At 64.9% G+C, this 22,961-nt stretch carries 22 protein-coding genes; 13 read left to right on the top strand and 9 right to left on the bottom strand.

Annotated elements, in window-relative coordinates; all coding sequences use genetic code 11:
• The first annotated feature begins 94 nt into the window (after positions 1-94).
• Positions 95-1,525 (top strand): sigma-54 dependent transcriptional regulator, encoded by a 1,431-nt coding sequence (locus tag QWG60_RS16755; protein WP_046078881.1) that lies wholly within the window; start codon positions 95-97, stop codon positions 1,523-1,525.
• A 218-nt stretch (positions 1,526-1,743) separates the two neighbouring features.
• Entirely contained in the window at positions 1,744-2,820 is a 1,077-nt protein-coding gene (locus tag QWG60_RS16750) for a transporter (RefSeq protein WP_107181729.1), read from the top strand.
• A 224-nt stretch (positions 2,821-3,044) separates the two neighbouring features.
• Here QWG60_RS16750 and QWG60_RS16745 read toward each other — a convergent pair whose 3' ends face one another.
• The 9 genes from QWG60_RS16745 to QWG60_RS16705 all read right to left on the bottom strand — a co-directional run bounded on the left by QWG60_RS16745 (position 3,045) and on the right by QWG60_RS16705 (position 12,513).
• A complete protein-coding gene (locus QWG60_RS16745; RefSeq protein ID WP_146909146.1) occupies positions 3,045-3,707 on the bottom strand; it encodes a hypothetical protein in 663 nt (220 codons plus the stop codon).
• 23 nt (positions 3,708-3,730) lie between these two features.
• Positions 3,731-4,444, bottom strand: a complete 714-nt coding sequence (locus tag QWG60_RS16740; protein ID WP_082090860.1) for a C39 family peptidase — start codon at positions 4,442-4,444, stop codon at positions 3,731-3,733.
• A 52-nt stretch (positions 4,445-4,496) separates the two neighbouring features.
• Positions 4,497-4,883: a hypothetical protein gene (locus QWG60_RS16735; RefSeq protein WP_146909144.1), complete on the bottom strand. Its 387-nt coding sequence runs from the start codon at positions 4,881-4,883 to the stop codon at positions 4,497-4,499.
• Between the two features lie 102 nt (positions 4,884-4,985).
• Complete coding sequence (locus QWG60_RS16730) at positions 4,986-6,122, bottom strand: hypothetical protein (RefSeq protein WP_146909141.1); 1,137 nt, start codon at positions 6,120-6,122, stop codon at positions 4,986-4,988.
• A gap of 564 nt (positions 6,123-6,686) precedes the next feature.
• Positions 6,687-7,922 (bottom strand): AAA family ATPase, encoded by a 1,236-nt coding sequence (locus QWG60_RS16725; protein ID WP_146909139.1) that lies wholly within the window; start codon positions 7,920-7,922, stop codon positions 6,687-6,689.
• Positions 7,923-7,958: 36 nt separating this feature from the next.
• Positions 7,959-9,248, bottom strand: a complete 1,290-nt coding sequence (hemL, locus tag QWG60_RS16720) for a glutamate-1-semialdehyde 2,1-aminomutase (RefSeq protein WP_107181734.1) — start codon at positions 9,246-9,248, stop codon at positions 7,959-7,961.
• Between the two features lie 198 nt (positions 9,249-9,446).
• On the bottom strand, positions 9,447-10,298 hold the full coding sequence (thiD, locus tag QWG60_RS16715) for a bifunctional hydroxymethylpyrimidine kinase/phosphomethylpyrimidine kinase (protein ID WP_107181735.1): 852 nt from the start codon (positions 10,296-10,298) through the stop codon (positions 9,447-9,449).
• Positions 10,298-10,729: a protoporphyrinogen oxidase HemJ gene (hemJ, locus tag QWG60_RS16710; RefSeq protein ID WP_035594529.1), complete on the bottom strand. Its 432-nt coding sequence runs from the start codon at positions 10,727-10,729 to the stop codon at positions 10,298-10,300. The genes thiD and hemJ overlap by 1 nt, the downstream gene beginning before the upstream one ends.
• 8 nt (positions 10,730-10,737) lie before the next feature.
• Complete coding sequence (locus QWG60_RS16705; protein ID WP_146909137.1) at positions 10,738-12,513, bottom strand: chloride channel protein; 1,776 nt, start codon at positions 12,511-12,513, stop codon at positions 10,738-10,740.
• 129 nt (positions 12,514-12,642) lie between these two features.
• On the opposite strand from QWG60_RS16705, the gene argC reads away from it, so the two are divergent.
• From argC to atpB, 11 genes are all read left to right on the top strand, one after another.
• On the top strand, positions 12,643-13,677 hold the full coding sequence (gene argC / locus QWG60_RS16700) for an N-acetyl-gamma-glutamyl-phosphate reductase (RefSeq protein WP_046078873.1): 1,035 nt from the start codon (positions 12,643-12,645) through the stop codon (positions 13,675-13,677).
• 129 nt (positions 13,678-13,806) lie between these two features.
• On the top strand, positions 13,807-14,160 hold the full coding sequence (gene erpA / locus QWG60_RS16695) for an iron-sulfur cluster insertion protein ErpA (RefSeq protein WP_035594520.1): 354 nt from the start codon (positions 13,807-13,809) through the stop codon (positions 14,158-14,160).
• A gap of 114 nt (positions 14,161-14,274) precedes the next feature.
• Complete coding sequence (locus QWG60_RS16690) at positions 14,275-15,033, top strand: transporter substrate-binding domain-containing protein (protein ID WP_035594518.1); 759 nt, start codon at positions 14,275-14,277, stop codon at positions 15,031-15,033.
• 95 nt (positions 15,034-15,128) lie between these two features.
• Positions 15,129-15,800, top strand: coding sequence for an amino acid ABC transporter permease (locus tag QWG60_RS16685; RefSeq protein ID WP_035594515.1), 672 nt, complete (start codon positions 15,129-15,131; stop codon positions 15,798-15,800).
• Between the two features lie 14 nt (positions 15,801-15,814).
• The gene (locus QWG60_RS16680; RefSeq protein WP_046078872.1) at positions 15,815-16,588 is read left to right on the top strand and encodes an amino acid ABC transporter ATP-binding protein; all 774 of its coding nucleotides are present in this window, start codon (positions 15,815-15,817) and stop codon (positions 16,586-16,588) included.
• Positions 16,589-17,125: 537 nt separating this feature from the next.
• Positions 17,126-19,021: a tRNA uridine-5-carboxymethylaminomethyl(34) synthesis enzyme MnmG gene (gene mnmG, locus QWG60_RS16675; RefSeq protein WP_046078871.1), complete on the top strand. Its 1,896-nt coding sequence runs from the start codon at positions 17,126-17,128 to the stop codon at positions 19,019-19,021.
• Positions 19,018-19,671, top strand: coding sequence for a 16S rRNA (guanine(527)-N(7))-methyltransferase RsmG (gene rsmG / locus QWG60_RS16670; RefSeq protein ID WP_046078870.1), 654 nt, complete (start codon positions 19,018-19,020; stop codon positions 19,669-19,671). Before mnmG ends, rsmG begins: the two co-directional genes overlap by 4 nt.
• A gap of 64 nt (positions 19,672-19,735) precedes the next feature.
• Positions 19,736-20,506 carry a ParA family protein gene (locus tag QWG60_RS16665; RefSeq protein ID WP_046078869.1) on the top strand — a complete coding sequence of 257 codons (771 nt, stop codon included), beginning with the start codon at positions 19,736-19,738 and terminating at the stop codon, positions 20,504-20,506.
• Positions 20,507-20,543: 37 nt separating this feature from the next.
• Positions 20,544-21,470, top strand: a complete 927-nt coding sequence (locus QWG60_RS16660; RefSeq protein WP_035594505.1) for a ParB/RepB/Spo0J family partition protein — start codon at positions 20,544-20,546, stop codon at positions 21,468-21,470.
• 215 nt (positions 21,471-21,685) lie between these two features.
• Positions 21,686-22,072, top strand: a complete 387-nt coding sequence (locus QWG60_RS16655; protein ID WP_107181739.1) for an ATP synthase subunit I — start codon at positions 21,686-21,688, stop codon at positions 22,070-22,072.
• A 14-nt stretch (positions 22,073-22,086) separates the two neighbouring features.
• Positions 22,087-22,911: a F0F1 ATP synthase subunit A gene (atpB, locus tag QWG60_RS16650; protein ID WP_146909134.1), complete on the top strand. Its 825-nt coding sequence runs from the start codon at positions 22,087-22,089 to the stop codon at positions 22,909-22,911.
• Positions 22,912-22,961: the final 50 nt, after the last annotated feature.

Below are 22,961 nucleotides of genomic sequence, written 5' to 3'. Positions count from 1 at the left end.
TCTCGAGCCGAATGCTAGATTTCAGCCCGTGCAGAACAGCGGTTAATTCCGTTTATTCGCAACCAATCGTTCTATAGAACATCAGGGATGTGCGATGAAATCCAACAACAAGCTACTCTTCATTGATAAGCCTTTAGAAGGTGGCGAAAAACTCATCGGGGAGCTGAAAGAGTGTGGCTGGGATATTACGCATATTGAAAGACTGGACAGCATTCCCTTCACAGAAAACCTCCCGGGCCATGATGTCGGCATCGTTGTCCTGACACAAGAAGATCTCGATGACGCCAAGCAATTCGAGAATGCTGTCAACAGGCTTGATACAAGACTGATAGCCATCGGTCACCAGGAAATTTTCGATAACCTTCGTCACCATCAAGGTATCGCCCGTCTCTTCTTTGGTTATCATCGTCTTCCGGTCGATACGGAGAGGCTCCATCATGCGCTTGAAAACCTCTTGTCGGTCATCAATCTGGATAAAGATATTCTAGAGGAAGGTGGCCACAGAGGCAGACATGAATGCCAGATGGTCGGTGAAAGCCCTGTCATCAAGACGCTATTCAGGTCCATTCAAAAGGTGGGGGCCGTCGATGCCCCCGTTCTGATCCAGGGAGAATCCGGTACGGGCAAGGAGCTGGCGGCCAAGGCCATTCACCGGGCATCCGCTCGCTCGAAGTCTCCCTTCAATGCCATCAACTGCGGCGCCTTGCCGAGCAATCTCATCCAGTCGGAACTGTTCGGTCACGAGAAGGGTTCCTTTACCGGTGCTTCACAGAGAAAGATTGGCATCATCGAGAACACGGATGGTGGCACGCTGTTCCTGGATGAAATCGGCGACCTCCCCCTGGACATGCAGGTCAACCTGCTACGGTTTCTGGAAAACCATACGATCCAGAGGGTAGGGGGACTCAAGGAAATCGAGGTCGATGTTCGTGTTCTGGCCGCAACACACGTGGACCTCGAAAAGGCCGTGAACGAAGGAAAATTCAGGGAAGATCTCTTTCACCGCCTCAATGTCCTTCAGATTCGAGTACCTGCTCTGCGCGAGAGAGGCGATGACATCGCCACCCTGGCCCATTACTTCTTCAACAAGTTCTCGATGGAAAAATCTTCCATCGTCAACGGGTTCAGCAAGGACAGCCTGTCCGTCATGCAGCTTTATGAGTGGCCGGGCAACATTCGAGAACTGATCAATCGCGTAAGAAGGGCGATGGTCATGAGCGAGCATCCACTGATTCGCCCCAGCGATCTTGGGCTGGAGCGTCGAGTGCTGGACTCTCGTTACGCGTCAAGCCTGGAGGAGGCGAGAGACTTGGCAGAACGCGGTGTCGTCATGGCATCTCTGACACGCCATTCCTTCAATATTCTGCACGCCGCACGAGAGCTGGGGGTTTCCCGAGTCACGCTCTACCGTCTGATGGAAAAGCACAAGATACATCGTGAAGGCCAGGGGGATGACATTGCGAATCACGACGAACAAACAGGTTCGAAAGAACCTAACGTATTGAATTTCAAGAGAGTTAAATAAATCCTCTATCTTCAATGCCAGACATATTGATCGCTTTCGCTCGCCGGCTGGAGTCCAAGGATGCAATAACGTTAGCCGGAGTCTCCACGATTCCACCCAGCACCAGGACAGGTTGGTCTATGCTCTCCACGAGTATCACTCAAAAAGGCCCGATGGTGTGAAAACCATGGGGCGCGATAGCGCAAGGCCTTGAAACAAGGGACAAAAGGGACAACGCCATGAAACTGATCCAAAGAGGTTTCACGCTAGCCTGTGGTCTGGCACCACTCGCCATGGTCGGACATGCCTGGGCCCAGACGGGCAGTGACGGTGCCATCGATCCCGTGGGGCAGCGACCGCCCCCCGCGGAAGAGGCTCCGGAGATTCAGGCCATTCCCGATATCGGTGGCGTATTGACGCCCAAGGGGCGTCTCGTCATCGAGCCCGAGTTCCAGTACTCCCACGCCAGCGTCAATCGGCTGACCTTCCGCGGCGTCGAGATACTCAGCACGCTTCAGATCGGCGTGCTGGCCGCCGAGGATATCGATCGCGATACCTTCACCACCTCCGTCACCGGCCGGCTCGGGGTAACCGACCGACTCGAACTGGAACTGCGCGTGCCCTATTTGTACAGGGACGATACGGCAAGCTTCAGCGTCAACGAGGCCAACGAACCCTTCGATCTCGATAGAAGCCAGTCCGGGGATGGACTGGGGGATATCGAGCTGGCCGCCCACTATCAGATCAACAGCGGCCGCGATGGCGGCCCCTTCTACGTGGGTAACCTGCGCTACAAGTCGACCACCGGCACGGGCCCCTTCGACGTCGATCGCGACAGCAATGGCATTGAGCGGGAACTGGCCACCGGTTCTGGCTTCCACTCGATTGAGCCCAGCCTGACCGTGCTGCTTCCGTCCGCACCGGCGGTCTACTTCGCCAACCTGGGCTACCTGTTCAACCTCGAGGACGATGTCAACGAAACGATCGGTGGGGTCAGAGTCAAGGAGGTCGATCCGGGGGATGCCGTACGCATGAGCCTCGGCATGTCGTACTCGATCAATCCTCGGTCCTCCTTCACGCTGGGCTACAAGAACGATTTCATCCAGGAGACCGATACCACCTTCGTCAATCCGGATACCGGCAGTACCGTCACCCAAAGCGGCCGCTCGCTGAACGTGGGCTCCATGCTGCTCGGCTGGTCCTACCAAATGTCCGACGATTCGGTGTTCAACCTGGGGCTGGAATTCGGCGTGACGGAAGACGCCCCGGATACCACCCTCACCCTGCGGACTCCCTTCGGGCTGAATGTCTTCTGACAAACGATGACTAGGCTTTATCCGAAAAGTCGACGAGCGAAGGATAGACAAGGCAAAAATCAGTGAAAAAGCGGAGTTTACGAGCTGTAAATAAGCATTTTGATCGGACTCGCGCCCGAGCTGATTTTTAACGCCGTATAGCCGAGCGCAGACAGTTTTCAGACATTGCCTAACGAGAAAAGGCTGCCCGAGCGGGCAGCCTTGTTTGTGTATCGTTCTATCAATCAGCGGGGAAGAATCCCCTGCAGCGAGTTGAGAATCGCACCTCGCTGGCGGAAAGAGCGCATCTCGCCGATATTCATGACCTGCACGCTGACGTCGATATCGTTACTGATGCTCTGCCCGCTGGCAGTCGTCGACAGGCTGCTGACGATCGCATCGCGCGTGATATTGTGCAGCGCCGCCGTCATCCCCCCCTTGCCATCGCTCATCAGGACACCGGAAAAATCGGAAAGCCCGGTGAGGTCGATCTTGCCGCCGATACTCGCCGCATCGACGCCACCGGGCCCACCCACCTGGGTCACGGTATCGGTGCCCGACTGCTCCAGCGTACTGGACAGCACCCTGGCGCCGGCATTGTCGAAGGCCACTTGAGTGATGTAACGAACCCGTTCATTGATGGCCGTGGTCAGCTTGGCGCCGAAGTTCAGTTCCATCCCCGCCAGCCGAAAGCCGCCACGAAGCTCTGCCATGCCTTCCTCAGGCAATACTTCCCCTCGGTAGTAAATATCGTGCGTTCCCGCCGACAGGATGCCGGACGGTGATGTCGCGGCCGGGGATGCCGACGCCATCGCCAAAGAAACCGACGCTACCAGGAGGCTGATGCCCCGCCGGCAGCCTCTCCACCGGCTTCCCCCCATCACATTTCCTGCATGCTGCATGCTCATGGTTGGTCACTCCTGCGAGATCATCACCTACCCAGCTCGTTGGCGCCCGGCAGTGTCAGCAGATACGATCCCACGCTGGTGCGCTGAACCCCTGACTCGATCGGCGAGGGGGGCCGCACGCGCCAGTCCCGTTCACTGTTGAAGTTCGCTCGTGCCACCTCGATTTCGTTGCGTACACCGAGCACCTTGTTGCTCCATAACGTCTCGAAGATATCCTTGGGCACCACGACCGTTCCGGCTGCCGGATCGCCCACCAGCACGTTGTCGGCATCCATTCCCTTGACGACCACGAAGTGCTTGTACCCCCCGGTATTGACCAGCGTAATGGCCGGAACGCCGATGCGGATAAAGTCATCCAATGCGATCTCGAAGCCATCGGCATTGAGCCCCCTGTCATCCAGGAAGCGCTTCATGTCCAGCATGGAGAAGCCGTAGGTCTCGATCTGCTCACGATCTCCACGACGGATCATGGCCTCGAAGACCTCGCCCTCGGTGGTGGGGCGGTCATAGTGGTAGGTCATCAGGGTGGCAACGGCCGCGGATCCACAGCTGTAGTCATACTGCTGGCGCACGACACCTTCCCAGCTGAGCTCCGCCAGACTCTTGGCTTCGACCTCGAAGTGGCCGAAGGGATTGGAAATTCTCACCGTTCCCGCCTCGGCAGGCGGAATGAACGACTCGGACGCCGACAGCATCATGACGACGAACAGGGCAGCGCCTTTCAGCTGCTTACGCATGATCGAGCCCCCTGACACCGAACGGCACTATTACCACCGTTTGGGGTGTCGTTCATGGGTTGGCGATATAGACACTGATACCGATGGCGTTGTTGATCGCATTGGCATTCCCGGTCACGTTGTTGAAGATGCCGGTACCGCTGTAATGGCCCATCGAACCGCCTTCGAAGGTGATATTGCCTGTCACCATGTCGCCGTTGACCACCTTGAAGCTCGATCCGGCGCTGATGGCTTGCATGTCCTGAATGCTCTGAACCGTTACCTGGTCGAGATGCACGTTGACGTCTCGACCCCGTGCCTGCTCCAGAACATCCGTCGAGACTTCCTGCATCGACCCGAAGCCGTCGGTCATTCGGGCATCGTCGGCCTGCAGGCTCGACGCCATGCCGGCAGACAATATGATGGCACCCGCGGCGAGCCACTGCACTGAACCTTTCATCGCTCTGCCTCCACTGACTATAAACGGACAGTGAAGGAACTGGCGGAACCTCGTCCGCCAGTTCCCGATTGGGCAAACGGGCCTCTCGCGAGGCCCGAGCCATCAGTTGCCGATGCTCACGCCGCTGTGGGCGGAGATGCTGGTGCCGGACAGCTGCGAGTTGTAGAACCCGCTGGAGCTGTTCATGTTGGACACGCCGCCGTAGACGCCTCCGGCCGCCACGGAGATGCTGGAAGCGCCGGTGCGCAGGACGGCTGCGCCGCCGTTGCCCCCGTTGCCACCGGCGCCGCCATGGGCCCCTGCGGCATAGGCATCGCCGCCGACGCCTTTGCCGCCGCCGCCGCCGCCGCCGTAGCCGCTGCCGCCGTCACCGGCCACCGCACCGGCCCAGCCGCCAGCACTGCCGTCACCACCGGTGCCTGAGCCGGCACCGAGCCCGGTGCCACTGCCGTCCCCAGCGGTGGAATCGGCGTCAGTGGAACCGGCTTTGGCAGTCTGGTCACCAGAGTTATCTGCGGTCCCAAGACCCAGACCGAGCAGCGCACCGATCCCGGTTCCGGTCGCATCGCCATCGCTGTTGCCAGACGCGGAGAGGGCGCCAGCACCGGAATCGCCACCTTCACCGGCACCCAGCCCGATGCCGGCACCGACTCCATCACCGCCTTCCGCGGCCCCCAGACCCAGGGCGCCGGCGTCACCACCATCGTCACCGTCACCGTCACCACCATCGCCGCCAAGACCGGCGCCGACGCTGACGGCCGCGTTGATGCCGCCTTCACCACCCGCTGCCCCACGGGCACCACGAGCGCCACGGACGCTGATGGAGTCCCCGATGACAACGGAATTCATCTGCTGCTCGGAGATCACGCTGATGGCGGTGTTGTAGGACTCGCTCATGGCCCAGGCATCGCCACCGTCGCCGGCCGGGCCACCGTTACCGCCGGAGCCATAGCCGAAGCCAGAAGACTCGGCTTTGCCGCCTTCACCTTTACCCTCACCATAGCCCAGAAGGGCGCCTACGCCGGTGCCGGTACCGTTGGCGTTAGCAGAGCTCGCGCCAAAACCGTTGCCGTCACCACCGGCGCTGTTACCACCATCCCCAGCGTTTGCAGTGGCGTCAGAAGCCACAAACTGGAAGGCATCGTCGCCATTGGCGGTCGGGTTGGCCTGGGCAGTGGAAATCGCCATGACCAGCGCCAGCAGGGAAGTTCCCGCGATTGCATATGCTTTGGTACTCATGATCACACTCCCGTTCGATTCGACAGAATCCCTTGCGTCTTGCCGGACGATCCTCGGATCGCTGCCGGCGTCGGTGTCACGGCCTGCTGAGCCGGAGGTCTCTCTTGAACCCTTGAAGATCCCACTCGCAGGCATGAAACCTAGAGCACGGGACGTGCCAACTTTCAGTAACCTTCTGATAGTGCGGACGAAGAAATCGGAAGGCGTCGGGTATGGGGAGAGGCAGGCAAGGCAATGGCGGGATATTGCCGAGCGGAGTGTCAGGCTGATGAAACAGTGACTCCGTGCCTGAAGTGGCCATGCGAGGATAAAATATTTAAAAACAGTGCTTTAACATATTGAAACATATTAGGTACAAACCTGTTTCAGTCTTGACACTGTCGTCACGCCTCAATATTTATCCCTGATTTTCAATATATTATGTCGTATCAGCTAACACCGAACCGCAGGGCGGTATGCCAAGCCGACGTAACACTCGGGAACGCGTGAGAAGGAGAAGTAAGGGAGAAGATGGGGAAGAAAGCATGGAGAGACCGGCCCTGGTAGCCGGTCTCGGCAGGCACTTCAGCTCCAGTGCATATGCTCCTGGATCAGCCCGGCCAGCGTTTCGCCGGCGTTGTCCGCCGTCGTGTCCAGCCGCACGAGGTGGAAGCGTTCCTCGTCGGAGAAGGGTTCGAAGGCCGCCTGCTGATGCGACAGCACCGCGAGACCTTCCTCCGCGGTCACGCCATGGCGTCCGGCCCGCTTGGTGATGCGACGCGTCAGGGTCGCCTGATCCGCCTCGAAGCTGACCAGCAGCACCGGCAGCCCCCGGCTCTCGGCCTGATGCCGCAGCCAGTCACGCTGCGCCTGGGTCAGGCAGGTCGCGTCGATGCAGGCCGGCAGGCCGGCATCCAGCAGGTGGCCGGCACACTGCGCCAGCCGCTGATAGGTACGCTCGGTGGTCGAGGCATCGAAGATACCCACAGGCGCTTCGCCCTCCACCGCCTGTGGAGAAAGTCCATGCAGGCGACGCCGCTCAGCATGTGACGCCACCCGCACCGCGCCCAGGCGAGTCACCAGGTTGCGGGTGAAGCGGCTCTTGCCACTGCCCGACACCCCGACGCCGATGACCAGCGGCGGAAAGCGGAACTCCGCGTGCCGTTCCGCCAGCTCCAGATAGCGGCGGCAGGCGCCCATGGTCTCCGCCAGCAGGGCAGGGCGCTCGTCGTCGCCCTCGGCCGCCTCCAACCGACGCAGGGCGCGACGCGCGCCGGCCAGGCACTCGAGCACCCGGAACACCGACAGCAGCCGGGCGGCCTGGTAGTCGCCGCTGAGCCGCAGGTACCCGTCCAGCGCCAGCCGTGCCAGCCGCGACTCGTCACGCACCTCGAGCCCCACCAGCAGCGAGGCCAGGTCCGCGGCCGGATCCTGGACGACCTCGGCGCCGTGGCTCTGAAGGTCGCGATCGATGGCATTGACCATCACCACGCGCCCCTCGTCCAGCAGCCGGCTGTCAGGGTGCTCGCAGGCCCAGCTGCGCGGCAGCCGCCGGGCCTCGCGCGTCTTGAAGACGGGCGCCAAGCGGGACAGGTTCTCCTCCAGCCAGCGACTCAGGGCCTGCAGTCGCTGGCGGTCTTCGTCGGCGACGATCAGCGCCGTCAGGGCCTGCGTCTCGGCGGCCACGCGCCGCTGAACGGCCTCATGCAGGGGCGTGGCCTCGTCGGTGGCGTGATCGGCATGCCAGGCGCTCAGGCGCTCGACCAGCGTCTCCAGGGTGACATCTCGGGTCGGACTTCCGGGGGCGTGTCGCTGGTTCATCGTTCTTCTCCGTTCACGCGGTCTTGTCGGGTGCCGTCAGTCCTGGCGCATGGCGGCGAAGGCCACCTCGGCCGCGTCCAGGGTCAGCTGGATGTCCTCGGGCGCATGGGCGCTGGACATGAAACCGGCCTCGAAGGCGGAGGGCGCCATGTAGACGCCCTGCTCGAGCATGCTGGCGAAGAAGCGGCGGAAGGCGTCGCCGTCGCAGGCGGTGGCCTGGGCGAAGTTATCGACCCGGCTCTGCCCGGTGAAGAAGACGCCGAACATGCCACCGGCCTGTTGGGTGATCATGTCGATGCCGGCGGCATCGGCCCGCTCCTGGAGGCCGTGGCACAGGGTCTCGACGCGCTGGCTGAGAGCGTCGTGGAAGCCCGGCTCGCGCAGCTTGGTGAGCAGGGCGATGCCCGCCGCCATAGCCAGTGGATTGCCCGCCAGGGTACCGGCCTGATAGACGGGCCCCAGCGGCGAGATGTTCTCCATGATGCCGCGGCGGCCGCCGAAAGCGCCCACCGGCATGCCGCCGCCGACGATCTTGCCCAGGCAGGTCAGGTCGGGCTCGACGCCGTAATGCGCCTGGGCACCGCCCATGGCGACGCGGAAGCCGGTCATCACCTCGTCGAAGATCAGCACGCTCTCATGGCGATCGCAGACCCGGCGCAGGGTCTCGAGGAAGCCGGGCTGCGGCGGAATGCAGTTCATGTTGCCGGCCACCGGCTCGACGATGATGCAGGCCACCTGGTCGCCGATCTCCTCGAAGCACTGCTCGACCGCATCCGGATCGTTGTACGACAGGGTCACGGTGTGCTCGGCCAGGGCCGCCGGCACGCCCGGCGAGCTGGGCTCGCCGTGGGTCAGGGCACCGGAGCCGGCCTTGACCAGCAGCGAGTCGGAGTGGCCATGGTAGTTGCCCTCGAACTTCACGATCTTGTCGCGTCCGGTATAGCCGCGGGCCAGGCGGATCGCCGACATGGTGGCCTCGGTGCCGGAGTTGACCATGCGCACCATCTCGATGCTGGGGATCATCTCGCAGATCAGGTCGGCCATGGTGGTCTCGATGGCCGTGGGCGTGCCGAAGGAGAGGCCGCTGTCGAGGCGCTCGCGCACCGCGCCGAGTACCTCCGGGTCGGCATGGCCGGTGATCATCGGCCCCCAGGAACCGACGTAGTCCACATAGCGCTTGCCCTCTACGTCGAACAGGTAGGCGCCCTGCGCCCGCTCCATGAACACCGGCGGACGTTCCAGGCCCTTGAAGGCACGCACCGGCGAATTCACGCCTCCGGGAATATGGCGGCAGGCCCGTTCGAAGAGCTGGGCGGATGTGGTCATGTCAACCTCATTAGCTGTTGAAAGTAAGCGTCGCATCACGCCGGAGCCGCGCGGTCACGGCGTTCGGCTTGTGGATAAATCTCTGGACAATCTCTGGGCGAGCGGTGATTCCCCGGTGAACGTCGCTCAATCCCCGCGAAGATGTCTCGGTCATGGCCTCATTCTCGATGCTTGGGTCGTGGATGACCAGTCCGGCGCCTAGGCGTCCTGCTCGAAGCGAGCCACCGGCAGCCGCCACAGGCGCCTCGGCAGCCACTGATCGTCGCCGTCGTCGTGACCCGGGCGCCAGCCATGGGACAGCGTCTGCCAGGTGTAGGCCTGGGCCTGCTCGCAGGCCGCCACCAGCGATTCTCCCTGGGCCAGCCGCGCCGCCAGCGACGACGCCAGGGTGCAGCCGGAGCCGTGAAACACGCCTGGCAGCCGCGTCCAGGTCCACTGGCGATCGCCGTCCGGCACGTGCAGGGTGTGCCGTACCCGCCCCGCGGGCACCCGCTCCTCGGGATCGTCGGTACCGGTGACCAGCACCGCCTGGCAGCCCAGGTGCATCAGTTCGACCGCACGCTCGGTGTCGTCGGCGCAGGCGCCACCGGCCAGTCGGCCCAGCTCCCGGCGATTGGGCGTCAGGATATCCACAAGGGGAAGCAGGCGCCGGCGAAAGGTCTCGATCAAGGTGGGTGTGGACAACTCATGCCCGCCGCCGGCCCTGAGCACCGGGTCGACCACCACCGGCACGCCCGGCCGGCGCTGGATGATCTCCACCACCGCGTCGAGGGCCGCCTCGGAGGCCAGCAGGCCGACCTTGATGGCGGCGATCTCGATGTCCTCCAGCGCCGCGGCGGCGTCGCGGATCAGCACGCCGTCCACCGGCTGCACGGCGCCGACGTCGCGGCAGTTCTGCACCGTCAACGCCGTGGGCACGGTCAGCGCCCAGCCGCCGCAGGCGGCCACCGCCTCGCTGTCGGCCACCAGGCCGGCGCCGCCGGTGGGATCGTGGCCGGCCAGCACCAGTACCGCCGGCAGATGGGGGTGAGTCTGCGCATCCCCTGTCATCAGAACGGCTTCAGCACGGCGAGCAGGACGATCGCCAACAGGGCGAGTACCGGCAGCTCGTTGAAGATCCGAAAGTAGCGATGGCTGCGGCTGCAGCGACCGTCGGCGAACTGCTTGAGATAGATCAGGCACACGTGATGATAGGCCACCAGCGCCGCCACCAGGGTCAGCTTGGCATGCATCCAGCCCTGAGACAGCCAGCCCGGATTCAGCGCCAGCAGCCCGCCGCCGAACACCAGCACGGCGATCATCGAGGGCGTCATGATGCCCCGGTAGAGCTTGCGCTCCATGGTCTTGAAATACTCGATGGCCTGGGACTCGCCGCGATCCCGGGCCATGGCGTGGTAGACATACAGGCGCGGCAGATAGAACAGGGCGGCGAACCAGGTCACCACGGCCACCAGGTGCAGGGCCTTGATCCAGAGGTACATGTCGACTCCTAGCCGGGGGATGCATCGCTGTAGCGATAGTAACGCTCGATGGCGTCGCGGGTGATGATACCGGAAATCCGCTTCTGCTTCGGCCGATGCCCGTGCTCCACGTAGAGGGCGTCGGCATGCTTGGTGTTGAGCCGCAAGAAGGCCTCGGAGAGCGTCGCCTGCAGGTGGATCGGTGCCAGGTCGAGGCGCTGCCCGGGGATCTCCAGCAGGTCCAGGCGGCCCTCCTTGTCGATCAGCTTGTCGGTCTCGTCGTGTTCGAGCATCCAGCGCGCCAGGTCGGCCGCCTTCAGCGCCAGGGTCGGCTTGGCATCGCTGGAGCGCTCGATCACGATCCACACCGGCTTCGCCACGAGCAGGGCACTGGCCTGGTCGAGGGTCACCCGACGGCGCGAGCGTACCAGATCGCGCTCCATCACCGCCGGCACCGAGACCCGGCTGAGGGCCTGCATCAGCGGCTGCTGCAGCGGATGCAGGCCGTGGCGGGTCACGCTGATGAAAAAGCCGTCGCAGCCGCACAGCTGACGCGACGTCAGACCGGCCACCACCACCGCCAGCATGCCGGGCAGGATCAGGTTGGGGTTATGGGTCAGCTCCAGCAGCGCCATCAGCGCCGCCAGCGGCGCCTGCAACACGGCCCCCATCATCGCGGCCATGCCCAGCATGGCGTAGACGGCGGGGCCGGCGGCAAGATCCGGCAGCAGCTGGGCACCGAGCAGGCCGCACAGGGCACCGGCCGCTCCACCGGCCACCACCACCGGGCCGATGATGCTCACCGGGATGCCGCAGGCCACGGTGAAGGCGGTGATCAGCAGCTTGCCGATGGCGACCGCCAGCAGCACGTCGAGGCTCAGCGAGCCGCCGATGGTCAGCCCCAGGGTGTCGTAGCCCATGCCCTGCACCTGGGGGTACCACCAGGCCATGGCGCCGACCACGCCGCCGGCCAGCGCGAAGCGCAGCGCGAAGGGCACGCGCTTGAGGCGGTCGCCGGCACGCGCCACGCGCACGAAACCGCCGGCCAGCAGGCCGATGCCCAGTGCGCTCAGCACGATCCAGGGCAGGTTGAGCAGCGACCCCAGGGCGAGACCGGTGCCCTCGAAGGGCAGCTCGAAGCCGAACACCGCCTGGGAGACCACGGCGCCCATGGTCGAGGCCAGGATCACCGGCATGAAGCCGGTGATGGTGTACTCCATCATCACCACTTCCATGGCGAAGATGACCCCGGCGACCGGCGTATGGAACGAGGCCGAGATGCCCGCCGCGGTGCCGCAGGCCACCAGCACGCGCAGGCTGTTGTGCGGCAGGCGCAGGCGCTGGCCGAGTCCGCTGCAGGCCGCCGCGCCCAGATGAATGGCAGGCCCTTCGCGCCCCGCCGAGAGCCCGCCCAGCACCGAGATCAGGCCCACCCACCATTGGGTGAACCAGTTGCGCACCGGGAAGCGCCCCTGATGGTAGGTCAGTCGCTCGATCACGTGGGCGATGCCGATCTGTCGGCCGGCGGGCCGCAACCACCATAGCCAGGCACCGATCAGCGTCACCGCCAGCAGTGGCAGCAGGGCACGCGTCAGCGGCGACAGCGCCTCGAAGTTCTCGGGATTGCCACCGGGCAGGAAGATCATGGCGCCCAGCTGGAGCGCCAGGCGGAACAGCACCATCAGACCGCCGGTGATCAGGCCGGACACCAGTCCCAGCACGCAGAGCTGGGGCAGTGCATCCACGCTGGCCAGCTGGCGGCGGAAACGATCGAGACTGAAGCGGGGAAGTGGAAAACGCGGCAAGGTGTCCTTCCTGTTAGACCCCGGCCCCTATTTCAACCCTGGCCCCTGCGAGGCTGGGTGGGAGCCCTTCCTCTTGTGTATCATATCCTCCCACTCAGGTCCCAGCGTCCACCATCGAGGAGCCCCATCGTGATCAAGGTCGGAATCGTCGGCGGCACCGGTTATACCGGCGTCGAACTGCTCAGGTTGCTGGCTCGCCACCCGGAGGTCAGCGTCGAGGCCATCACCTCGCGCAGCGAGGCCGGGCTCGGGGTCAGCGAACTGTATCCCAACCTGCGCGGCCACTACGACGAGCTGCGCTTCAGCGAGCCCGATCCGGCGCGCCTGGCGGCCTGCGATGCGGTGTTCTTCGCTACGCCCCACGGCGTGGCCCACGCCCTGGCCTTTGATCTGCTCGAGCGCGGCACCCGGGTCATCGACCTGTCGGCCGACTTCCGCCTGCGCGACGCCGACGAGTGGGCCGCCTGGTACGGCCAGCCCCACGGCGCGCCCGAACTGCTCGAGGAGGCTGTCTACGGCCTGCCCGAGGTGAACCGCGAGCGGATTCGCCAGGCGCGCCTGATCGCCGTGCCCGGTTGCTACCCCACCGCCGTGCAGCTCGGCCTGCTGCCGCTGCTGGAGGCCGGCCTGATCGACGCCGATCACGTGATCGCCGACTGCAAGTCCGGCGTCACCGGCGCCGGCCGCGGCGCCAAGGTGCCGTCGCTGCTGGCCGAGGCCAGCGAATCGATGAAGGCCTACGGCGCCTCCGGCCACCGTCACCTGCCCGAGATCCGCCAGGGCCTGGGCGACGCCGCGAACGGCCCGGTGGGCCTGACCTTCGTGCCGCACCTGACGCCGATGATCCGCGGCATCCACGCCACCCTCTACGGCCGCCTGCAAGGCGAGCCGGGCGACCTGCAGGCGCTGTTCGAGCAGCGCTTCGCCGACGAGCCCTTCGTCGACGTCATGCCCGCGGGCAGCCACCCCGAGACGCGCAGCGTCAAGGGCGCCAACGTCTGCCGGATGGCCGTGCATCGCCCCGGCGACGGCGACACCGTGGTGGTGCTCTCGGTGATCGACAACCTGGTCAAGGGCGCCTCCGGCCAGGCCGTGCACAACCTCAACCTGATGTTCGGCCTCGACGAGTTCGCCGGCCTCGACGCCCCGGCGATGATGCCCTGAGGCCATCGCCTGCCCCCGTCGCCATCGCGCCGGGGGCAGGGCTCCCTCCTCAATAGTTGACCCTTTTGCTAAGGGTTATGGATAATCGTCGTCCTGCACGACATTCATCGATTTCCGGGGAGGTCACCCATGAGCGGTGCCGCATCCTTCGTTCCTACCCCTCTGCTGCTCTCCGACAGCGCCAAGGCCCGTCTCAAGGCCCTCGGCGAGGCGGAAGGCAAGTCCGGGCTCACGCTGAGGGTCTACGTGACCGGCGGCGGCTGCTCCGGCTTCCAGTACGGCTTCGACCTCGCCGAGGACATCGCCGACGACGACACCCTGATCGAGTTCGGCGACGTGGCGCTGGTGGTCGACCCGCTCTCCTACCAGTACCTGGTCGGCTCCACGGTCGACTACGAGGAAGGTCTGGCCGGCGCGCGCTTCCTGATCCAGAACCCCAACGCCACCACCACCTGCGGCTGTGGCGCCTCCTTCATGGTCTGATCCGCAGCGTTGACGACCAGCCCCGCCGCAACATTTGCCGAGACTTGACGCTCTCACGGCAACTCGCCATGGTTGATTTGTACTCCACAACAAATCACTCCAATGGAGAAGCACATGAAGCGTCAATTCACGGTCGCCTCGCTGGCGTCCTGTCTCGCCCTGGGCCTCGCCACCTCGGCCCACGCCCAGGAGACCCTGGACGTCGTCACCGACCCGAGCTTTGTGCCCTTCGAGATGATGGACCAGGAAACCGGCCAGATGGTCGGCTTCGACATGGACATCGTCGCCGAAGTCGCCGAGCGGGCCGGGTTCGAGTACAACCTGCGCACCATGGACTTCAACGGCATCATCCCCGCCGTCCAGACCGGTAACGTCGACATCGCCATCGCCGGCATCACCATCACCGACGAACGCGCCGAGATCGTCGACTTCTCCGATCCCTACTACGACAGCGGCCTGCGCCTGCTGGTCAACGCCGACGACGACAGCATCCAGTCCATCGAGGACCTGGAAGGCAAGTCGGTCGGCACCAAGATCGGCTCCACCAGCTACGACTATCTCCAGGAGAACCTGGGCGACGACGCCGACATCACCCCCTATCCGGGCTCCAGCGACATGTACATGGCGCTGCTCGGCGGCAGCGTCGACGCGGTCTTCTACGATGCGCCCAACGTCGGCTACTTCTCCCAGACCCAGGGCGAGGGCCGAGCCAAGGTCGTCGGCCCGCTCTACGAGGGCCAGCAGTACGGCATCGTGCTGGTCAAGGGCAGCGACTGGGTCGAGCCCGTCAACGAGGCCCTGGCCTCGATGAAGGAAGACGGCACCTACGACGAGATCCACAGCAAGTGGTTCGGCAGCGCCAGCGGCGAGTAATCGTCGCCCAACGCCTGAACGGGGTCGGGTCACATGACCCGGCCCCGTTGCATTTCGGCTCGTCACTCTCCTGCGCATCCTGACGGAGTTCCCACGTGGACGTCACCTTTCAATTCGACTGGCAGGCGGCCTTCGCCTCCATTCCCCATCTGCTCACGGGGATTCCCTATACGCTGCTGATCTCCTTCGCCGGCCTGGCGATCGGTTTCCTGATCGGCATCCTGTTCGGCCTGCTGCGCATCAGCCCGTCGCGCTGGCTGCGAGTGCCCGCGGTGGCCTACATCGAGGTCTTCCGCGGCACGCCGGTGCTGGTGCAGGTGCTGTTCATCTTCTATGGCCTGCCGCAGCTGCTCGGCGGCCCCATCAACGCCCTGGTGGCCGGCATCGCCGCCATCGCGGTCAATTCCGGCGCCTATATCTCGGAGATCGTCCGCGGCGGCGTGCAGTCCATCGAGCGCGGCCAGCGCGAGGCGGGGCTGTCGCTGGGCCTGTCCCGGCGCCAGACCTTCCGCTACATCATCTGGCCCCAGGCGCTGCGACGCATGATCCCGTCGCTCGGCAACCAAGGCATCATCAGCATCAAGGACACCTCACTGTTCTCGGTGATCGGCGTGGGCGAGCTGGTCCGCCAGGGCCAGGTCTATATCGCCACCACCTTCAACGCCCTGGAGGTCTATCTGATGGTGGCCATGCTGTACCTGGTCATCACTCTGTCGCTCTCGGCGGCGCTGCGCCTGCTCGAGCGCAAGGGCCTGGTCGGACAATGAAGGAAGACACGCACATGAACCAACCGACGTCCCCCTCCGGCGGCGAGCGCATCGTCCGCATGGAGAAGCTCAACAAGTCCTTCGGCGACCTGCACGTGCTGAAGAACATCGATCTCGAGGTCACTCCCGGCGAGGTGGTGGTGATCATCGGTGCCAGCGGCTCCGGCAAGTCGACCCTGATCCGCTGCATCAACGGCCTGGAGGAGTTCCAGCAGGGCGAGCTGGAGGTCGATGGCAATCCCCTGAAGCCCCACGGCAAGGCCACCCAGGCGCTGCAGAAGATCCGCACCGAGGTTGGCATGGTGTTCCAGCAGTTCAACCTGTTTCCGCATCTGAGCGTGCTGGACAACGTCACCCTGGCGCCGATGAAGGTGCGGGGGCTGGGCCGCCATGAGGCCACCGATACCGCCGAGCGCCTGCTCGACCGGGTCGGCATCGCCGATCAGGCCGCCAAGTATCCGACCCAGCTCTCCGGCGGCCAGCAGCAGCGCGTGGCACTGGCCCGGGCGCTGGCCATGGAACCGCGGCTGATGCTGTTCGACGAGCCGACCTCGGCGCTGGACCCGGAGATGATCGGCGAGGTGCTGGACGCCATGCGCGAGCTCGCCAACGAGGGCATGACCATGCTGATCGTCACCCACGAGATGGGCTTCGCCCGTGAGGTGGCCGACCGGGTGATCTTCATTCACAAGGGCGAGATCGCCGAGGAAGGGCCACCGGAGACGATCTTCGACTCGCCTCAGGCCGAGCCCACCCGGCAGTTCCTGTCCCGGGTGCTCAAGCACTGACAAGCGCCATGCCTCCAGCCTCAAAGGGCCCTGTCGTCAGCGACAGGGCCCTTTTTTTGGGCGTTTTTCGGCCTGTGGACAAGATTTTTCGCCGCTCGTCGCTCACGCGGGCCATGGCGGGGCTGGGGACAGAACGAGGTGGTTGTTCACAGCCGCGGTGACAAGCCCGGAAGAACTCGGTGGACAAGCCGTGTTCGCGCTGGCTTGTGGGTAACCCGGGGTGTTACCCACAGGCCCCGAACATGCCCTCCGCAGGCGGTCCGCGCCTTTTCCTTGCTTCGGTCAACATTACAAGGTATTGATAAGTAAGTGGTAAAATCAGTTATCCACGAGAAATGTCCACACCAGTAATCACTACCACAACAGAACTTCTTTTTATCTATATGTTTTTTTATTTAAGTCTCCGCGGAAGGGAGGCGGATCGGCCTGAACGGGTGTGGAAAACCCTGACGATTACCCACAAGGGGGTTATACTGGCGGGCTGATTCGACCCCTGAACCGCAACATTCGGCGCGACGGCGCCGATCGAGGTGAACCTTGGAGTACCCCGACCGCTTCGACGTCATCGTCATCGGCGGTGGCCATGCCGGGACCGAAGCCGCCCTGGCCTCGGCTCGCATGGGCTGCCGGACCCTGCTGCTGACCCACAACATCGAGACCCTCGGTCAGATGTCCTGCAATCCCGCCATCGGCGGGATCGGCAAGAGCCATCTGGTCAAGGAGATCGATGCGCTGGGCGGCGCCATGGGACTCGCCACCGACATGGGCGGCATCCAGTTCCGGGTACTCAATTCCCGCAAGGGCCCCGCGGTGCGGGCGACACGCGCCCAGGCAGACCGCGTGCGCTACAAGGCGGCGATCCGCGGCATGCTGGAGAACCAGGCCAACCTGACGATCTTCCAGCAGGCCGCCGGCGACCTGATCGTCGACGGCGACACCGTGCGTGGCGTGGTCACCGAGACCGGCGTGCGGTTCATGGGTGAGACCGTGGTGCTGTGCACCGGTACCTTCCTCGGCGGGGTGATCCACATCGGGCTGGACAACAGCCGTGGCGGTCGCGCCGGCGATCCGCCCTCCAACGCCCTGGCCGAGCGCCTGCGTGCGCTGCCGTTCCGCGTCGATCGCCTGAAGACCGGCACGCCACCGCGCATCGATGCCAAGAGCGTCGATTTCTCGGCGCTCGAGGAGCAGCCGGGCGATACCCCAACGCCGGTGATGTCCTATCTCGGCAGCCGCGAGATGCACCCGCGCCAGATCAGCTGCCACATCGCCCAGACCAACGAGCGCAGCCACGAGATCATCCGCGCCAACCTGGATCGCTCGCCGATGTTCTCCGGCACCATCGAGAGCGTCGGGCCGCGCTACTGCCCGTCCATCGAGGACAAGGTGCATCGCTTCGCCGACAAGGCGAGCCACCAGATCTTCATCGAGCCGGAAGGGCTGGATACCCACGAGCTGTATCCCAACGGCATCTCGACCTCGCTGCCGTTCGACGTTCAGCTGCAGGTCGTGCGCTCGATGAAGGGCCTGGAAAACGCCCACATCACTCGTCCGGGCTACGCCATCGAGTACGATTTCTTCGATCCGCGAGACCTCAAGCACTCGCTGGAAACGAAATTTATCCACAACCTGTTCTTCGCCGGGCAGATCAACGGCACCACCGGCTACGAGGAAGCCGGCGCCCAGGGGTTGCTGGCCGGCCTCAACGCGGCCCGTCGGGCCAGCGGGCTCGAGGCCTGGTGGCCGCGGCGCGACGAGGCCTACCTCGGCGTGCTGGTCGACGACCTGATCACCCTGGGCACCAAGGAGCCCTACCGGATGTTCACCTCGCGGGCGGAATATCGCCTGCTGCTGCGCGAGGACAACGCCGACCTGCGCCTGACCGAGGCCGGCCGTGGCCTGGGCCTGATCGATGACCGCCGCTGGGCCGCCTTCAGCGCCAAGCGCGAGGGCATCGAGGCCGAGAGCGCGCGCCTCAAGGCCAGCTGGGTGCAGCCCAAGACCGAGGCCGCCGATCGCGTGGCCGAGAAGACCGGCCAGCCCCTGGCGCGCGAGTACAACCTGCTGGACCTGCTCAAGCGTCCGGAGCTCGGCTATGCCGACGTGGCCGGCCTGGTCGGCGAGCCGGTCGAGGATGAGCGCGTCGCCGAACAGGTGCAGATCCAGGCCAAGTACCAGGGCTACATCGACCGTCAGCAGGACGAGATCGACAAGCTCAAGCGCCACGAGGCCACCCGGCTGCCCGACGACTTCGATTACGAGCAGGTCGAGGGGCTGTCCAACGAGATCCGCCAGAAGCTCATCGAGGCGCGTCCCGAGACCCTGGCCCAGGCCGGTCGTATCTCCGGCGTGACCCCGGCGGCGGTCTCGATCCTGCTGATCCACCTCAAGAAGCGACGCCTGCTGGACGACACCCGAGTGGCCAACGGATGACCCCGAACGATACGATCCTGAACGACCGCCTCGAGCGCGGCCTGGCCGAGCTCGGCCTCGACGTGCCGGCGGCTCGCCGCGAGCGGCTGGTGGCGCTGGTGGGGCTGTTGCACAAGTGGAATCGCGCCTATAACCTCACCGCGGTACGCGATCCCGAGGAGATGGTCGCCCGGCACGTGCTCGACAGCGCCGCCGTGCTGCCCTTCGTGACCGGTCCGAGCCTGCTCGACGTGGGCGCCGGCCCGGGCCTGCCAGGGCTGGTGCTCGCGATTCTCGCGCCCGAGCTCGACGTCACGCTGCTCGACAGCAACGGCAAGAAGGTGCGCTTCCAGCGTCAGGCGGTGATGGAGCTGGGCCTCGAGCGAGTCACGCCCGTCCAGGCCCGGGTGGAAGCCTTCGAGGCCCCCGCCGGCGGCTTCGATCAGGTCATCTCGCGGGCCTTCGCCAGTCTCGAGGACTTCCTCGCCCTGAGCCGGGAGCTACCGGGGGAGGGGGGACAGTGGCTGGCGATGAAGGGGCCCGCCGTGGAGGACGAGCTCGCCGGCCTGCCGGAAGGGATCGCGGCGGTGGCCCGCCATACGCTGAGGGTGCCCTTCTCGGTGGGCGATCGCCGCCTGGTGATCCTCGAACGCGCCCCCGGTGAGCGCTGAGCCGCGCCCGGGGAGGCCGCCGGGCGCCGCCGTGAACCCTGTCTCCCAACGCAAGGATGTCGCCGTGACCAAGATTATCGCCTTGACCAACCAGAAGGGCGGCGTGGGCAAGACCACCTCCGCCGTCAATCTGGCCGCCAGCCTGGCCTCCCTGGAGCGGCGCGTGCTGCTGGTCGACCTGGATCCCCAGGGCCACGCCACCATGGGCAGCGGCGTCGACAAGCACGCCCTCGACGGCAGCGTGCTCGATGTGCTGCTGGGCGAGAAGCGGGCCACTGAGGTGATCCTGGACTGCCCCGAGGCCGGCTACGCGCTGCTGCCCGGCAACGGCGACCTGACCGCCGCCGAGGTCGAGCTGCTCGACCGCGAGGAAGGGCGCGAGCAGGGCCTGGTCAAGGCGCTGGGCGAGGTCGCCGGCGAATACGACGTGGTGCTGATCGACTGCCCGCCCTCGCTCAACATGCTGACCGTCAACGGCCTGACCGCCGCCGATGGCGTGCTGATCCCGCTGCAGTGCGAGTTCTACGCCCTCGAAGGGCTCTCGGCGCTGCTCGATACCGTTGAGCAGATCAAGGGCAGCGTGAACCCGGGGCTCGAGATCCATGGCATCCTGCGGACCATGTTCGACGGCCGCAACAGCCTGACCCGCGACGTCAGCAAGCAGCTGCGCGACTACTTCGGCGACGCCCTGCTCAAGACCACCATCCCGCGCAACGTGCGGGTCGCCGAGGCGCCCAGCCACGGCCTGCCGGTCACCAAGTACGCCCGCTTCTCGCGGGGCAGCCAGGCACACCGGGTGCTGGCCAAGGAACTGATTCGCCGCCTGTCGCTGTAGCCGACACCGTTTGGTGCTTACCGATGAGGGGAACTCGATGACGCGCAAACAACGCGCTCTGGGACGCGGGCTGGATGCCCTGATCGGCGCCGGCGCCCGCCGCCGCGAAAGCCTGGACCTGCCCGGGGCCGAGGAGGCGACGGAGGAGGGCGAGCTCAACGGTGCCGAGCCGCTGGCTCCCGCCGCCGACGAGCGACTCGAGCGCCTCCCGCTGGGACAGCTGTCCCGCGGCAAGTACCAGCCGCGCCGCGACATCCAGCCCGAGGCCCTCGAGGAGCTGGCCGACTCGATCCGCGCCCAGGGCGTGATGCAGCCGATCGTAGTGCGGCCGATCGGCGAGCAGCGTTACGAGATCATCGCCGGCGAACGGCGCTGGCGGGCCGCCCAGCTCGCCGAGCTCGACGTCATCCCCGCGGTGATCCGCGAGGTCACCGACGAGGTCGCCCTGGCTCTGGCCCTGATCGAGAACATCCAGCGCGAGAACCTCAATCCCATCGAGGAGGCGCTGGCGCTCAAGCGGCTGCTCGACGAGTTCGAGCTGACCCAGCAGCAGGCCGCCGATGCGGTGGGCCGTTCACGAGCCCAGGTGGCCAACCTGCTGCGCCTGCTGGCGCTGGATCCCGAAGTGCAGACGCTGCTCGAACGCGGCGACCTGGACATGGGGCACGCCCGGGCGCTGCTGGCGCTGTCGGGCCCCAAGCAGCGCCAGGCCGCTCATGAGGTGGTCAACAAGGACCTCACGGTGCGCGCCACCGAGGCGCTGGTGAAACGGCTCGCCGAGGGGCAGCCGGCCAAGGCCGAGGCCCCGGCCGCGAGCCCCGACGTGGCGCGCCTGGAGTCGCGCCTCGGCGACCTGCTCGGCGCACCGGTGAAGATCCAGCACGGCCGCGGCGGGAAGGGGAAGGTGACCATTCGCTACTCGAGCCTGGACGAGCTGGACGGCATCCTCGGCCACATCAAGTAGACCCTATTAGGGTGCTAAACAGTTTTTCGAAACTTATCGACTTTTAGTCGTAAGCTGGGGCGATTTCGCGCGATATCGGCCCGCGATCGGTTGAAGGCATCGAGGGGGTTCCCTATAATCGCGCCGGGCTCGCCATTGGCTACCGCCAACGGCGGGGCGCGAGGAAACGGGACGCCGACGTCGGCCCCAATGTCGGCAACGTGCACGGAGATCCCATGGCAGCCAGGTACAGGCGCCCGATTCTCGGATGGTTGATGGCCGCGCAGGTTGCTATGCTCGGTGCGCTGTCCGGCCTGGGATGGCTTCTGGGAAGCCCGGGAGACGCGGTCTCGATCCTGCTGGGTGGCGGCGTGGCGCTGATCGCCAACGGCTACTTCGCCTGGCGAATGTTTCGTCACCGGGGCGGCCGCCAAGCGCGCCGGATGGTGAGCGGCCTCTATCGTGCGGAGGCGGGTAAGTTTGGTTTGACGGTGGCTCTGTTCGCGGTGGTGTTCATCGCAGTGCCCCCCTCAAATCATGCTTTATTCTTTGGCGTTTATGTGGTGATGCTGTTCGTTCACTGGCTGGCCGCCTGGCTGGGCACGCGACCATTACCCCACTGAAATCGAGGCAGCTCATGGCAGGCAATAACCCGACTCCTGTGGAGTATATCCAGCACCATCTGCAAAACCTGACATATGGCTACCACCCCGAGAACGGCTGGTCCATTGCGCACTCCGCTGCCGAGGCTCAGGACATGGGGTTCTGGGCCATTCACCTGGATACCATGGGCTGGTCGCTGGCCATGGGCGCGCTGTTCATCTGGCTGTTCCGCAAGGTTGGCAAGGCCGCGACCACCGGCGTGCCCGGCAAGCTGCAGAACGCCATCGAGATGGTCTTCGAGTTCATCGAATCCACCGTACGCGGCTCCTTCAAGGGCAAGAACCCGCTGATCGCGCCGATCGCGCTGACGCTGTTCGTGTGGATCTTTCTGATGAACCTGCTCAAGCTGGTGCCGGTCGATTTCGCGCCCGCCCTGTTCGCCCGCTTCGGGGTCGAGTACATGAAGCTCGTGCCGACCACCGACCCCAATGCCACCCTGGGCATGGCGCTGGGCGTGTTCTGCCTGATCATCTACTACAGCATCAAGGTCAAGGGCCTCGGTGGTTTCGCCAAGGAGCTGTCGCTGACGCCCTTCAACCACTGGCTGCTGATCCCCTTCAACCTGGTGATGGAAATCATCGGCCTGCTCGTCAAGCCGCTCAGCCTTGGCCTGCGTCTCTTCGGTAACATGTTTGCCGGCGAGGTGATCTTCATCCTGATCGCCCTGCTGCCGTTCTGGGTGTCCTGGACCCTCAACGTTCCCTGGGCCATCTTCCACATCCTGGTCATCACCTTGCAGGCGTTCATCTTCACCGTGCTGACGGTGGTTTACCTGAACGCTGCTCACGAGCATCACTGAATCGCGTAATACCCGATAAACCCTTGAAACTTAACCTCAACTCGTAAGGA

The organism is Halomonas halophila, from assembly GCF_030406665.1.
In the GTDB taxonomy this organism is placed as follows: Bacteria; Pseudomonadota; Gammaproteobacteria; order Pseudomonadales; family Halomonadaceae; genus Halomonas; species Halomonas halophila.
Note: the sequence above shows the minus strand (reverse complement) of the source record. Positions and strands in the feature narration are given on the sequence as shown.